At 41.7% G+C, this 14094-nt stretch carries 12 protein-coding genes; 11 read left to right on the top strand and 1 reads right to left on the bottom strand.

The window, feature by feature from the left end:
* The first annotated feature begins 42 nt into the window (after nucleotides 1–42).
* The 9 genes from ACK8P5_RS15585 (at nucleotide 43) to ACK8P5_RS15545 (ending at nucleotide 9594) form a co-directional block, all read left to right on the top strand.
* Nucleotides 43–843 carry an SDR family oxidoreductase gene (locus tag ACK8P5_RS15585; protein ID WP_422657182.1) on the top strand — a complete coding sequence of 267 codons (801 nt, stop codon included), beginning with the start codon at nucleotides 43–45 and terminating at the stop codon, nucleotides 841–843.
* 167 nt (nucleotides 844–1010) lie between these two features.
* The gene (locus ACK8P5_RS15580; protein WP_422657181.1) at nucleotides 1011–1385 is read left to right on the top strand and encodes a DnaJ family domain-containing protein; all 375 of its coding nucleotides are present in this window, start codon (nucleotides 1011–1013) and stop codon (nucleotides 1383–1385) included.
* A 31-nt stretch (nucleotides 1386–1416) separates the two neighbouring features.
* Nucleotides 1417–3921: an ATP-dependent helicase HrpB gene (hrpB, locus tag ACK8P5_RS15575; protein WP_422657180.1), complete on the top strand. Its 2505-nt coding sequence runs from the start codon at nucleotides 1417–1419 to the stop codon at nucleotides 3919–3921.
* A gap of 72 nt (nucleotides 3922–3993) precedes the next feature.
* Nucleotides 3994–4542, top strand: coding sequence for a general stress protein (locus ACK8P5_RS15570; protein ID WP_422657179.1), 549 nt, complete (start codon nucleotides 3994–3996; stop codon nucleotides 4540–4542).
* Nucleotides 4543–4720: 178 nt separating this feature from the next.
* Nucleotides 4721–5896 (top strand): acyltransferase, encoded by a 1176-nt coding sequence (locus tag ACK8P5_RS15565; RefSeq protein WP_422657178.1) that lies wholly within the window; start codon nucleotides 4721–4723, stop codon nucleotides 5894–5896.
* Nucleotides 5897–6151: 255 nt separating this feature from the next.
* The gene (locus ACK8P5_RS15560) at nucleotides 6152–6511 is read left to right on the top strand and encodes a helix-turn-helix transcriptional regulator (RefSeq protein WP_422657177.1); all 360 of its coding nucleotides are present in this window, start codon (nucleotides 6152–6154) and stop codon (nucleotides 6509–6511) included.
* A 23-nt stretch (nucleotides 6512–6534) separates the two neighbouring features.
* Nucleotides 6535–7539, top strand: a complete 1005-nt coding sequence (locus tag ACK8P5_RS15555) for a Gfo/Idh/MocA family protein (RefSeq protein WP_422657176.1) — start codon at nucleotides 6535–6537, stop codon at nucleotides 7537–7539.
* A gap of 140 nt (nucleotides 7540–7679) precedes the next feature.
* The gene (locus ACK8P5_RS15550) at nucleotides 7680–8957 is read left to right on the top strand and encodes an MFS transporter (RefSeq protein ID WP_422657175.1); all 1278 of its coding nucleotides are present in this window, start codon (nucleotides 7680–7682) and stop codon (nucleotides 8955–8957) included.
* 76 nt (nucleotides 8958–9033) lie between these two features.
* Nucleotides 9034–9594, top strand: a complete 561-nt coding sequence (locus ACK8P5_RS15545) for a helix-turn-helix domain-containing protein (protein WP_422657174.1) — start codon at nucleotides 9034–9036, stop codon at nucleotides 9592–9594.
* A gap of 59 nt (nucleotides 9595–9653) precedes the next feature.
* On the opposite strand, the gene ACK8P5_RS15540 is transcribed toward ACK8P5_RS15545, so the two are convergent.
* Complete coding sequence (locus tag ACK8P5_RS15540; protein WP_422657173.1) at nucleotides 9654–10226, bottom strand: TraR/DksA C4-type zinc finger protein; 573 nt, start codon at nucleotides 10224–10226, stop codon at nucleotides 9654–9656.
* Nucleotides 10227–10454: 228 nt separating this feature from the next.
* On the opposite strand from ACK8P5_RS15540, the gene ACK8P5_RS15535 reads away from it, so the two are divergent.
* Both ACK8P5_RS15535 and ACK8P5_RS15530 read left to right on the top strand, forming a co-directional pair.
* Nucleotides 10455–10832 carry a DivIVA domain-containing protein gene (locus ACK8P5_RS15535; protein WP_422657172.1) on the top strand — a complete coding sequence of 126 codons (378 nt, stop codon included), beginning with the start codon at nucleotides 10455–10457 and terminating at the stop codon, nucleotides 10830–10832.
* A gap of 215 nt (nucleotides 10833–11047) precedes the next feature.
* Complete coding sequence (locus ACK8P5_RS15530; protein ID WP_422657171.1) at nucleotides 11048–13792, top strand: CHASE3 domain-containing protein; 2745 nt, start codon at nucleotides 11048–11050, stop codon at nucleotides 13790–13792.
* The last annotated feature ends 302 nt before the right edge of the window (nucleotides 13793–14094 follow it).

Genomic DNA, 14094 nt, shown 5'->3' with positions numbered 1-14094 from the left:
GACAGGTAGGTTCACTATGTTACGAAAAAAGGAGTGTTATATATGAATAATGGAAGAGATAGATTTATGGGAAGAACAGCAATTATTACTGGCGCAGGCTCGGGGATTGGTAAAGCTGCTGCTATAAAGCTTGTTCAAGAAGGCGCGAATGTCGCTTTATTTGATATGAAGGATGATCGTACGGCTGAAGTAGAGCAGGAATTAAATTCGATTCGCAAAGGCTGTGCTCGGGCTTTCGATGTAGATACTTCGAATCCGGAGCGGGTTGAAAGATCCGTGCTCGAAGCGGTGGAGATCTTTGGTGGCATCGACATCGTGTTCGCCAATGCAGGTATAAATGGTGTTCTTGCTCCGATTGAAGAGTTGAGTCTGGAAGATTGGGAGAAGACACTGGACATAAATCTGAATGGTACCTTCTTGACTGTCAAATATGCAATTCCTCATCTGAAGAAGCGAGGTCAGGGCAGCATTATCATTACGAGTTCGGTTAACGGTACTCGGGTGTTCACAGGTTTTGGGATGATCGCCTATAGTACGACGAAGGCTGGACAAGTTGCATTTGCCAAGATGGCAGCTTTGGAGTTAGCTAGGTACAAGATCAGAGTGAATGTAATTTGTCCTGGCGCTATATCTACGAATATTGATCAGAGCACGGATCGACAAGGGGATTTGGATGAAATCACTATTCCGATTGAATATCCAGATGGTGGGCAGCCGCTTGCCGATGGTCCTGGTAAACCGGAAGAAGTTGCAGACCTGGTTGCTTTTTTGGCATCCGATGAATCGCGGCATATCACAGGTTCCCAAATTTTTATTGATGGCGCGGAATCTCTTCTGCGGTAACAATTAACAGAAGTCGTTTGAGTAAATTGCACCCTTTAGAATAAACACAGGACATACCTCTTTCGGTAAATCCAGTGTACTTCTATAGGGTGTTTTTTAGCTGTTTTCTTTTAATATCGGAATCCCTTATGATAGGAATAATGAATAAATGAGGAGGTACCTATCTAATGAGTATGTTCTCCCGACTAGCTGAACAGAAGATTGAAGAGGCTATTCGAAATGGTGAACTTGATCAATCACCTTATGCTGGTAAGTCACTGCCGATAGATGATCTGTCACATATTCCAGAAGATCTACGTATGTCGTATCGACTGCTCAAAAATTCAGGTTACATTCCAGAGGAAATTGTTCTTCACAAAGAATGTGTTAGACTAGTCGATCTCATCCATGCTTGTGGAAACGATGGTGAGAAAGAACAGCATCTAGAGCAATTGAATGAGAAAAGATTACGCCTACAATTGCTTCTAGAACAGCGGGGACTCGGTTCTAGCGGAGTATTTGAGCAGTATGAACTACAAATTAAGAAGCAACTAACGGAATGAAATAATCGGATAAAAGATAGGAATAGAATACATGCATAGAAATGAGCTTCCCATTCAACAAGTGATACCGTTAATTCAAGAAACATTTCGTCATCATCATTCAGCAATCTTAATAGCTGAACCAGGAGCGGGAAAAACAACACAAACACCAATAGCCTTTCTAGATGAACCTTGGCTTAAAGGCAGAAAAATCATAATGCTTGAACCCCGTAGGATAGCTGCTCGTTCAGCAGCTTCATATATGGCCTCAGCGATAGGAGAGCCTGTCGGTAAGACTGTTGGTTATCGAGTCCGTATGGACAGTAGAGTGAGTGCTGAGACGATTATAGAGGTTGTTACAGAGGGGATTCTAACCCGAATGCTTCAAAACGATCCAGAGTTGTCAGATATCGCTATGATTATTTTTGATGAATTTCATGAGCGAAGTATACATGCAGACACAGGGCTTGCTTTGGCGCTTGAAGCACAATCTGTCTTTCGTGAAGATTTAAAGCTGCTTATTATGTCGGCCACACTGGATGCTGAACCTGTGGCAGAACTTTTAGGGCAAGCACCTGTCATTTATTGTACAGGCAGAAGTTACCCAGTTGAAACGAACTATGTACGAGTCGGAACTGAACGAATGGAACAAGTATGTTCTAGTGTGATACAACGTGCCTTGAACGAAGATGAAGGCGATATTTTGGTATTCTTACCTGGAATCGGCGAAATCCGTAGAACAGCTCAGGAGTTATATCGTTCTGGGTTGCCGAGTCATGTCATCGTTCGTGAACTTTACGGTCAGTTACCCCCAGGGAAACAGGATGAAGCAATACAGCCTGCTGGTGAAGGGCAACGTAAGATCGTATTGTCAACTTCAATTGCGGAAACGAGCTTAACTATAGAAGGTATACGCGTGGTAGTGGACAGTGGTTTGATGCGTACAGAAGTGTTTTCATCAAGAACCGGGCTTCCTCAGCTCATCACCAAACGTGTTTCCAAAGCATCTGCTGACCAGCGTAGAGGTAGAGCAGGAAGACTTGCACCCGGAAGATGTTATCGATTATGGAGTGAAGATGAACATTCGCGACTGCCTGAGATGAATGTACCAGATATTCGGCAATCGGATCTCACGCCGCTTGCACTTGAATTGGCTATTTGGGGAGTGAGAGATCCTGAGGAGTTATCCTGGTTAGACGTCCCTCCTACTGTAGCTTTCGAGCAAGGGCGTCTTTTGCTGCATCAACTCGGTGCACTGGATTCTGGAGGAGCAGTATCCAAGCATGGTCGTAAGATGGCAGAGATCGGAGTTCATCCTAGACTTGCTCATATGCTTTTGAAGGGAAAGGAACTCTCCCAAGGGGCATTAGCCTGCAGACTCGCGGTGCTTTTACAAGAAAGAGATCTAATTGGAGGCCCAGAAGCAGCAACAGATAGTGACATAAGGACCAGAGTGGAACGCTTACTGCTCATGGAGCAAGGCAATGATAAGACGGGACAGACTGAGGGGAATGAGGGGACAAAAAAACGTATCATTCAAGAAATTCGCAATCTAAGGAAGCAGTTGGATGTGCCGGAAGAACAAATAATAGACGTTAATTTAACAGGTCTTCTTCTTTCATTTGCCTATCCCGATCGTATTGCCAAAAATCGAGGTGATGGCAGCTTCCTACTTCGAAGTGGGCGAGGAGTGGTATTGAAGACTAGGCAGTCATTAAGTAAGGCTGACTATATCGTCGTGGCGGCGGTGGATGACAAAGGGATAGAAGGCAATATTCAATTAGCCTCTGCTTTGGATGAGACACTGATCTGGCACTATTATCAGGATGAAATTACAGATCTAAAAGAAGTTGTCTGGGATTCCTCAGCAGGTGCAGTGCGCGCACGCATCAAACGGACACTTGGGGCAATAGTTATGAAGGAACAGGTCTATAATCAACCTCTGCACGAAGAAATTGCAGCATCTGTTATTAGTGGAATTCGAAAAGAAGGATTATCACTACTGTCATGGACGAAGCAGGCCCTCCAATTCAGACAGCGGTTATCTTTTATGAGACTCTATTATTCGGATTGGCCAGATGTTTCAGAAGAAGCCCTATTGAAACAACTAGAAGGATGGTTAGAACCTTATCTGGATGATGCACGCAACCGTCAAGCTTTACAGAAGCTCCAAACGGCTACGTTGTTAGAGAATCTGTTAAGCTGGGAACATCGACAGATACTACAAAAGGAAGCGCCGACCCATTTCAAGGTGCCTAGCGGTTCATCCATCCCCATAAACTATCAAGATCCATCCAAGCCATTTGTGGCTGTGCGACTACAAGAAATGTTTGGATTACCAGAAACACCTCGTATTGCAGGTGGGAAAGTTCCGTTAACTATACATTTACTCTCGCCAGCGCAGAGACCCGTTCAAGTGACCTCAGATTTGGCGAGTTTCTGGAGCAGTGGTTATTTTGAAGTAAAGAAAGATCTAAAGGGACGTTATCCGAAGCATTATTGGCCAGAAGATCCGCTACAGGCAGTAGCTACGAATCGAACACGAGCAAAAATGTAACGTTTGGGCCGTCCCTCAATCGGGTAATGATGGATAACTAAAATCCACAATCGATTACAGGAGGGACGCATTATGGAAAGGAAAATTGTTGGCGTATTTGAAACAGAGCAAGAAGCATCTGAGGCTATAAAAGAGCTACAGCATAGAGGTGTCCCTAAGGACGCAATCTCGATTCTTGCTAAGGATGAGCGCGATGTTGAAGCAGTAACGGATGAAACAGGTACGAAGGCGCCGGAAGGTGTAGCAACGGGTGCTGCTACAGGAGGTGTTCTTGGCGGGGCAGCGGGACTCCTCGCAGGAATCGGAGCTCTAGCTATTCCTGGGATTGGGCCTATTCTAGCTGCAGGTCCGATCGCAGCTACTTTCGCAGGTGCAGCGGTAGGAGCAGGAGCAGGAGGTTTGGTGGGCGGATTAATTGGGCTCGGCATTCCTGAAGAGGAAGCAAAAGAGTATGAATCTTACGTGAATCAAGGACGTATTCTAGTACTCGTTGAAGCAGGTCGACAGGATGTTGATGTTCATGATATTTTCCGTACGAATCGCTCTCTCAACGCAGAAACCTATGGTAGGAATGGTGTAAAAGCAGAAGACGAGCTACCTCCTCGTGGTACAATACTGTAATCTTGTAGTTGGAAAATGGTATTAAGATAAACGGTTGGTCCGGTTCCTTATCAGGGACCGGACTTTTTAATGAATAAGAGCAGTGGAATCTAAAATCACTTGGAAGATATGAACAGTGTTGTTTCCGTCGTAGGAATATATAATGATTGATAGTTTAATACGATCGGAGAGAAATGGATTGAGGAAAGAGAGAATACTGGAAATTGAACGTCTAAGGGGATTAGCATTCTTAGCTGTTGTCCTACAGCACTCTATTGCCCATTATACAGTAGCTCCAGGAATGACGATGAATGACGGTGTGCTTATGGCTGTGCTGCTCTTGATATCAAAATTTGCTGTTCCTGTTTTTATATTTATTACAGGTATGGTTCTGTTCTACAATGATTCTGAGCAATTTAGATATGCTCCCTTTGTCAAAAGGCGCATCAGTGATATCTATATTCCATTTGTCGTATGGTCCGTAATTCATGTGGTCATTAATGGTTCTGTTCATTTGGGTTCTGTTGCTGGATGGACTGAATTAGGTCTAATGTTGATCACGGGTAAGGCAAGTACACATCTGTGGTACATCATTATGCTATTTCAATTTTATCTACTATACCCACTGTTTCGTTCTGCTTTGCGGGGTATTGTTAGTCGGTTTAGTCGACAGATAAATATTATTTTGTTAATTATGGCAGGGATTCTGTTTATCGTAATGACAGCAAATATTACGACTATCGGGCGCTGGATGGAGAATTTACATATTCCGGTGTGGAGTGATTTGTTTACAACCTATGCAGATCGTAACGCTCTCTATTTTTCATTCTATTTTATTCTGGGAGCAGCCGCGGGAATGAATCCGGGGATGTGGTCTTCATGGATTTCACGTGCTAGGCCATTATATTGGGCTGTATTCTGCTTCTTTTTTGGTTTCTTATTGACTCAAGGAATACAGGAAGTTCGAATGGCAGAAGGAACAAGGATTACATTCTATTCTTTATCATTACTTCGTCCATTGATGGCGCTCTTTCTCATAAGTTCGATTATGTCCATGTATGATCTTGCGAGTTGGATTTGTCGGAGAAGTGGACGCGCTGTAAATACGATTTTATCAAGTATTGGTCTATATTCATTTGGTGCATATTTGATGCATCTGCTGACATTACGTATTAGTTATGTGGTAGATGAAAGCATCATGATCTCCATGCCTTCAGGGGTAAGAATTATTTCTTCTTGGTTAATTAGTGTAACCTTGGCTTATCTGGGCACTAGGGCTATTTCACTCCTACCTCATGGTAAGTGGTTAGGTGGTGTGCCTGGTGGTAGAAGTCGAGGGGCGAAGAGGGAGTCTATTACGACAGTGAAAATGTAAAATATATTAAAGCCGCCAACATGGCGGTTTTTTTTAGCTATATGTATACATAATATTTTCAACAAGTGAAAAATTCACAATAATAAAAAATTAACTTAATCTATTTCAGCTTGCTCATATTCTGCTATTACTCTCGTATCTATCTACTTTTCTGAGAGGATAAAAGGAGGACTACCCCTTTTGTGCAAAGTGAGAAATGGTGGTTTATAATGGTATATATAGCGAATTTAAGATCTCAAGGAAGGGGGCGGCAAGATGGCTTTCATGATCGCTCAAAGGGCATTTATTAAAGTATATCTGATTACAATGGTAGAACAGCAGCGAGGATATGGTTATCAGATGCTGGAAGAAATGAGAAAGGAATTTAAGAAACATGGTTACTCCCCTCCTCAGAGTGAGATTTATAGAGCACTTCATGAGCTTGTACAAGAAGGGGTACTGTATCGAACGAAGCAGTTGAAGGGGAATGATCCTAAGGTCGATTTTCAAGAGATCGTACTCTATCATTTTACTAGTGATGGGGAGGAAAAGGCCAAACTCTATAAGAAACAGGTGAAAAGTGACCTCGATCGTTGTTTAGGTATACTGAATAAAGCGGTAATAGATAATTATTGAGGAGATCAAAGGAGGAATACTTCATGGGTAATAAACTTCGCTTTGGTATTATGAGTACGGCTAGAATTGCTAGAAACTCAATGATACCAGGTATTTTAAAGTCAGAACGCTGTGAGGTAACCGTCATCGCGAGCCGAAATAAGGACAAAGCCGCTGAAGTTGCAGAACATTTTAACATTCCAAAGTATTATGGGTCCTACGAAGCTTTGCTTGATGATCCAGAGATTGATGCGGTCTATATACCTTTGCCTAATCACCTGCATAAGCCATGGACAATTAAGGCTATTATGGCAGGAAAGCATGTTTTATGTGAGAAGCCTGCTGCCTTAAACGAAGTGGACGTGCGTCAAATGGTAGATGCAGCAAAAGAGCATAAGGTAGTGTTCGCCGAAGCATTTATGTATCGCTATCACCCGAAGCATGCCCGTGTTCGCGAGTTGATTGATTGTGGAGAAATTGGGGAAGTCCGAAGTATACATGGAAGCTTTACCTTTAACAATGCAGCGGATAAGGGAAACGTCCGTTACAGCAAAGAAATGGGTGGAGGTTCGATCTATGATGTTGGGTGTTATCCAATCTCTGCGGCCCGTATGATATATGGTCAAGAACCCTTAGCGATTACAGCCCATGCGTCTTATTCTGAGGATCATGACGGTGTAGACATGATGGCGCATGGATTGCTCGAATTTGAGAATGGTCTTGGATTAACCTTTGAATGCGGCATGTGGGCCTATTCACGTTGCAGCTTAGAGATCTCCGGAAGTGAAGGTAGGATAGAATTGCCATCGGCTTTTGGTTGGGAACGTATGGAGGATCAAGCGCAGATTTTAATTCATACCGCGAAGGGTACTCGTGAAGAACGACTTGGAGCTCATAATCATTTCGCACTTCAAGCCGATGCGATCGCTGCGGCTGTCAAGGACGGCATTCCACTCCCGTATAGCCCAGAAGATGCGATTCAGAATATCCGTGTCATTGATGCTTGCCTTGAATCAGCACGAACATCAACTAGAGTTCTAATTGGATAAGCGTAGAGCGATCAATAAACCGCTAAACTTTAGCGGTTTATTTTTTTTGTCTATTGCATTAAATTAGAAAAACGATAAAATAAAATTAACGTTAAAATAAATTTAACGTAATAATAAATTTATCGAAGAGGGGATTAAACATGCACACGGCAACGGTCATGGAGAAACAAGGGTTTCGTCAGCTTGTTAAGGTGCGATCATACATGATGTATATGATTGCACAAACCATTTCCAGATTCGGAGATTCACTAGACTCCATTGCTTATAGTTGGATGGTTTACACACTAACGGGATCCGAAATATTAATGGGTTCGTTATTTGCAATTAACTTTCTTCCAGGATTAATGTTTAGCTTGATGACTGGTGCATTGGTAGATCGATGGTCTAAAAAGCAGGTACTCATCCTTACCTATACAGGTCGCGGTTTTTTTGTAACTCTAACAGCGATTTTGTATGCGCTGGATCAACTCCATGTCTGGCATTTATTTGTTCTTACTTTCATGAACTCCACGCTGGAGTGTTTCTCAAGGCCCGCAGAGGTCTCCCTTGTCCCAAGACTACTTCCAAAAGAGAAACTGCTTGCTGGTAATTCATTTTCTTCTTCTGTTAGCAGAACGGCTGAGCTGATCGGGATTTCCGTTGCTGGTACATTTATCGCATTTATAGGTATGGCCGGAACCATAGCAATCGATGCGCTGACCTTTATTATTTCGGCTATAATTATCGCATTGATACCTAATCCTGAAGGTAGTGAGGGAAACCATGTTACGGCTCAGCATCCAAAGGGTTCACAAAGCGCATTTAATAACGTGATAGGGGACATGAAAGAGGCATTGGTCTTTATATACAAAGATTCTCTTCTTCTGACAACAATTTTTTTAGGTGCATTTATTAATTTTTGTCTAATCCCTCTTAATGTGTTACAACCCATTTATGTACGTGAAACGCTAGGTGGTGGAGCTGGTGGTATGAGTGTGCTTGGAACAGGCTTGCTCATAGGCATGATCACCGGAGGAATATGGATTGGTAATTACGGAGGACGGTTCAGGAAAAGCGCACTTATTTTATTGGGAACTTTATTGCTTGCTTTCGGATACATGATGATGAGTCTGCCAGCAGCTATATCTGTCGGGAGGATGGAGGTAGCAACTGTAAGTATGTTCATATCAGGCTTTGCAGTTACACTTTCAAGTACACCCTTTTCTACGTACCTCATGGAAGTTACGCCAAGGGAAATGCTCGGACGTATCGGAGCACTGGTTTCTGTAATTTGTACAGCTGCTATGCCAATCGGAAGCTTTTTAACCGGTTTAGCAGCTCAATATAGTACACCTGCAATTCTTTATTTGGTAATGGGCATAGTTCTAATTATTCCAGTAATCATACTATTGGGTAAAAAGAGCTTTTGGGCGATCTGATTGAACTTTGTAATTTGTACCCTTCCGGCCTATAATGAAATCATACTATTGATTCGTGAAATTGAGGTGCTCGGACGTGGAAACAAAGGTTCTGACTACGCTTGAAGAAATTAAGATTTATTCTGATCCGTACCGTCTACAAATTTTAAATATATTTCATAAATTGAATCGACCAGCCACAGTGAAAGAAGTATCTGATGAGATGGGAGAGGTGCCTGCTAAAGTTCACTATCATGTGAAAAAGCTGGAGAAGATTGGTTTAGTTTATTTGGTTTCAACCAAAGAGATAAATGGTATTGTTGCTAAATATTATTTGCCCTTTACAGGTACGATTGAAATCAAACGTCAAGATGCGCATAATGAGCCTTCTGCCACTGAGTTGATGCGGTCTGAAACGTATAAATTACTATCTGAACTATATGAGCAAAATAAAGAACGCTTCTTCAATCAGGTCAAGAACTCCAACAGGGCATTTGCAAGCATGGTGAATAATACACTATATATGACTGATGAAGAGGCACGTGATTTTTTTCAAGAAGTCACGAAAATGTGTGAGCAATACAAAGATAAGAAAAAAGGTGATCAATACCGGTCATACGAATTTTTCGCTACGAATATCCGAAATGATTTGGAATAGAAATAAATCGGGCACCGGAGAATCCTCCGGTGCCCGGTTTGTCAGGAAATCGTTGCTACCTATACGTCTTTTTTGTAGCTATCCTTTTCAGGTTCTACATCCATCGCTGGTGAAGTTGCTGTACCGTAATCTTCCACTGCATCCCAAGCACCTGCATCATCAAATCTGCCTGCGATTTTTTGACGATGTACACCTGCTCCAGAAGGAGGGGGGGTCATAACATCCTCTTCCACAGGACGATCGTCTGATAACTTCTGATCAGAAGCATGATTAATACAGTAAGGTGTGTATGGTAAAGCCTCTAAGCGCTCGTATGGAATAGGATTTCCACATACTTCACAGGATCCGTTAGTTCCCTCCTCCATACGATCTAGAGCGGCATCGATCTGGCTCAGTTCTGCTTCCAAGGTACTATCAATGGCCTGATCTCTCCCACGTTCAAATGTTTCAGTCCCAATATCAGCAGGGTGATTATCTACAGAACTGAGTTCACCTGTGGATTCTCGTAAGGAGTCGGATGTATGTTGTCTATGATCTTTATCCGAAGGGTTGAAATGTTTGGAGATTTGTTCTTTCTCATCAATCAACTTATGTTTCAGCTCAGTTAGCTGTTTGTCATTAAGATGTGGCATGATAAAATAACTCTCCCTTCCTAGGTCTGTTGACTTGCGTTCTGTACATTCCTTACCCTAAATGGGCTATTGGCAATCAGATTTAATATTTCAAGTCATTGAGCGGATTTTGGAACTTTCTCCAAAAAATCTGTAGACGGTTTTAATCAACACGTTGAATGTGATATAAAAAAGAAAGGGGCAGGATGTGAAGACAGGGTCCGCACCAATATTTGGAGGTAATCGATAATGGATGAACACATGAAACGCCGATTGGATAAACAAAAAAAACTATTCCGACAGCTGGGCATTCAACTGGACGCTTTGTCTATCCATGAAAAAGAATTTGCAAACAAATTGAGAGGTTATGATGCGGAAGAAGTTGATTCGTTCTTAGATGATGTTATTAAAGATTACGAACGATTCTACGCTACCATCTCCGATTTAATGGATAAGTGGCAGGAACAGCAGATCTTGATTCGCGATTTGAAAGCTGGAGTAAGGCCAGAACCAGATCGTCCAACCATCGATCCTTCTGCGATTGAGGAAATCGTGGTTAAGATGGAAGCGGATTTGGCACTGCTTAAAAAAAGAATACGTCCTGAACAGCAATTTTTTATTGATTAAATCAATCATAATTTTTAGGAATACTTACATAAAAACCACGATTTCTTTAATTGGGAATCGTGGTTTTGTTTTTTTAAAAATGTTCTAAATCCATGCGGGAGGGCCTACGACAAAAGTCACGTTGAAAGGGACGCGACACCTTTGTTCTTGTAAACCTTTTTCATAACAATTACTATAATAATAAGGAAATAAATGATAGTGCAAAGGAGGTTGGCATGTTGTCGTCTAGCAACCTGAAAATAAATATTCGCACAAAGATAATACTTGGCTATACCCTTGTATTAATCTGTCTTGGCGTATTTCTATTTGTTGTTTCGGGACGTTTGTCTTCACTCCAACAAGAAGCGGATTTTATAGAGAAACATGATATAGAGGTTCATAATCTTACTCATGAGATAGAGAAGAATATGCTTGAACTCGAAACAGGACAACGTGGATTTGTTATTACGGGTGACTCTGCATACTTGGAACCCTACGAGCAAGCTTTATCAACTTGGGAATTGAATTACAATAAGTTATATCAACTTATTACCGATAATAAGACGCAATTACAGAACCTAGTGAATATTAAGAGTAATATTAATAAATGGATTGAAGTTGCTGGACAACCAGCTGTTCGTCTAAAACAAGTTGGTCAGGACGAAGAAGCATTGCAGTTTTTTATTAACGATCCAGGCAAGCAAGCGATGGAAACGATACACAACCAATTTTCTACATTTCGTTCTACAGAGAGGGAGCTTACCTCCGAGCGTATTGCAATGATGAAGAACAGCAATACAAATCTGATGATTACAATGTATTCCTTATGGATAGGTATAGCTTTAGCTACCATTTTGGCTGCTATATTCATATCGAAAAGCATTGTTGGACCGATACGTGCAGTTTCTAAGATGATCTCTGATATCGCTGACGGAGTAGCTGTTGGAGGTAGTCTATCACAACGAATTAAGGTAAACAGCCGTGATGAGGTCTATGATTTGGCTGAAAATACGAATAAGTTACTAACAAATGTAAGCCGTCAATCATGGGTGAAAGATCAGGTCACCATCATGTCCACACTTCTTCAAAGCGCGGATCGTCTTGACACATTATCTCGTTTTTTCATCCATAAAACAGCCGGTGTGATGGGGGTCCCTTATGCTGCTCTTTTCGTTAATCGTGATGATAAGGAACTGGTTAAGGCAGCAGCTTTTGCCGATCCGAATGGAGAACCATGGGATAAGGTTCGAGACCGTTTCTCCATAGGTGAAGGACTAGTAGGACAATGTATGGTGGAGAAACGTACAATTCAGTTTGATGACATACCACCTAACTATATTCGAATTGAATCAGGTTTGGGAGATGCTGAACCATCGAATTTGCTAGTGGCACCGGCTATGTTCGAGGGTAAGGTGCTTGCTGTAATAGAGATGGGGATGTTTAAACCATTAGATGAACAAAGGGTACAACTGCTAGAACAGTTTCTTCAACTTTTAGGAAATACGATGAATTCACTCTTTCACAAGATGGAAATACAGCAATTGTACCGAGATTCACAGGCGTTAAATGAAGAATTGCAAGTGCAGTCTGAAGAGCTTCAGAGCCAGACCGAAGAGCTTCAAGCGCAGACGGAAGAGCTTCAGATGCATGCTGAAGAAACGCAAATATTAAACGAACGATTAGAAGCGAAAAGATTAGCTGCAGAGCATACTGCCATAGAATTAGAGAAGTATGCGGAGCAGGTAGAGCAGAGCTCTAGGTACAAGTCGCAGTTTTTGGCTAATATGTCTCATGAGTTGCGTACACCTCTTAACAGTATGCTCATACTTTCTCAAATTTTGACTGAGAATAAGCAAGGGAATTTAAGTGATGAAGAAGAGAATTACGCTTCTGTAATTCATAAGTCTGGCAGTGAATTGCTGCATTTAATTAATGATATTCTCGATCTTTCAAAGGTTGAAGCTGGTAAAATGCAAGTAGAGATAGATATGGTCAACTTAACAGAATTGCCAGAAATAATGAATGATTATTTCGCTAAATCTGCTGAAAGGAAACAATTAAGTTTTGATATTGAAGTACAGCATGATGTCCCAGATACGATATATAGTGATGGCATGCGGCTGCATCAGATTCTACGAAACCTAATATCTAATGCCATTAAATTTACGGATGAGGGCAGTGTGAAACTAACGATTGGTACAGTAGATTTCTTGAAATCACAGGAGTATTGTTGTAGTGGACAAATGATTACCTTTATGGTCGAAGATACAGGTATTGGCATCTCGGAAGAGAATCTCAAACCTATTTTTGAAGCGTTCCGCCAAGGAGATGGAGCGACAGCACGAAGATTTGGCGGTACGGGACTTGGTTTGTCGATTTCTTTACAATTAGCTAATTTATTGGGAGGCCACATATCTGTTGAGAGCAGGGAAGGAAAGGGGAGTCGATTCACCCTCTATCTCCCATCTCAACAAGAAGTTCCTCAGAATGAAAACTTATTCATCGTTCCAGAAGTTGCTGCAACCATCGAGAAGACTAGTCGCTGGAATATAAACTCTTTGCTTGAGGATGATTTTGAAGAATGGGATCAGACCCTGCAATTAGAGGGACGGACGGTCCTGCTGGTTGATGATGATATTCGGAATGTTTATGGTCTTACGAATGCTCTCGAGAAGGTTAAGATGAAGGTGTTAACGGCACAGAATGGTTATGAATGTCTGGAAATTATCGAGATGGAGAAAGACATAGATGTGGTGCTGCTTGATATCATGATGCCAGAGATGGATGGTTACGAAACATTGAAGCGAATTCGAGAAAATAAGGAGCTAGCATCACTGCCTGTTATCATGCTAACGGCCAAAGCGATGAAGGAAGACAAAGATAAATGCCTAGCAGCGGGTGCTAGTGGCTATATGAACAAACCCGTTCAGTTGAGCGATGTCATTGCAGCAATTCGAGTATCTCTTATGGATAGTAAGTGACATGGCAAATAAACCGTTGATTTGTTTCATTTGAACATGATTTTGTTTAATGTTTTTTTGTGAGTTTTAACAAAAAGCATAGTAGAAAAATCGTCTTATCCGATCTTTGGCTGAATGGTGAATGGCATATATAGACGACTCCCTGTGCAAGTTGACGGTGGATTTGATATGCATTATGATTATTCTATAACTACGACATTGTAATGGCGTGTTACCGTTTTACGGGCATGAGCCAAGGAAAGCCTTTAGGATTAAAGGCTTTCCTTGGCTTTTCTTTTTTTAACCAATGAATCCTTCAGCCA

This window comes from Paenibacillus sp. EC2-1, from assembly GCF_049311625.1.
In the GTDB taxonomy this organism is placed as follows: Bacteria; Bacillota; Bacilli; order Paenibacillales; family Paenibacillaceae; genus Paenibacillus_AQ.
The sequence above is the reverse complement of the archived record's forward strand: the minus strand, read 5'-3'. Positions and strand labels throughout refer to the sequence as shown.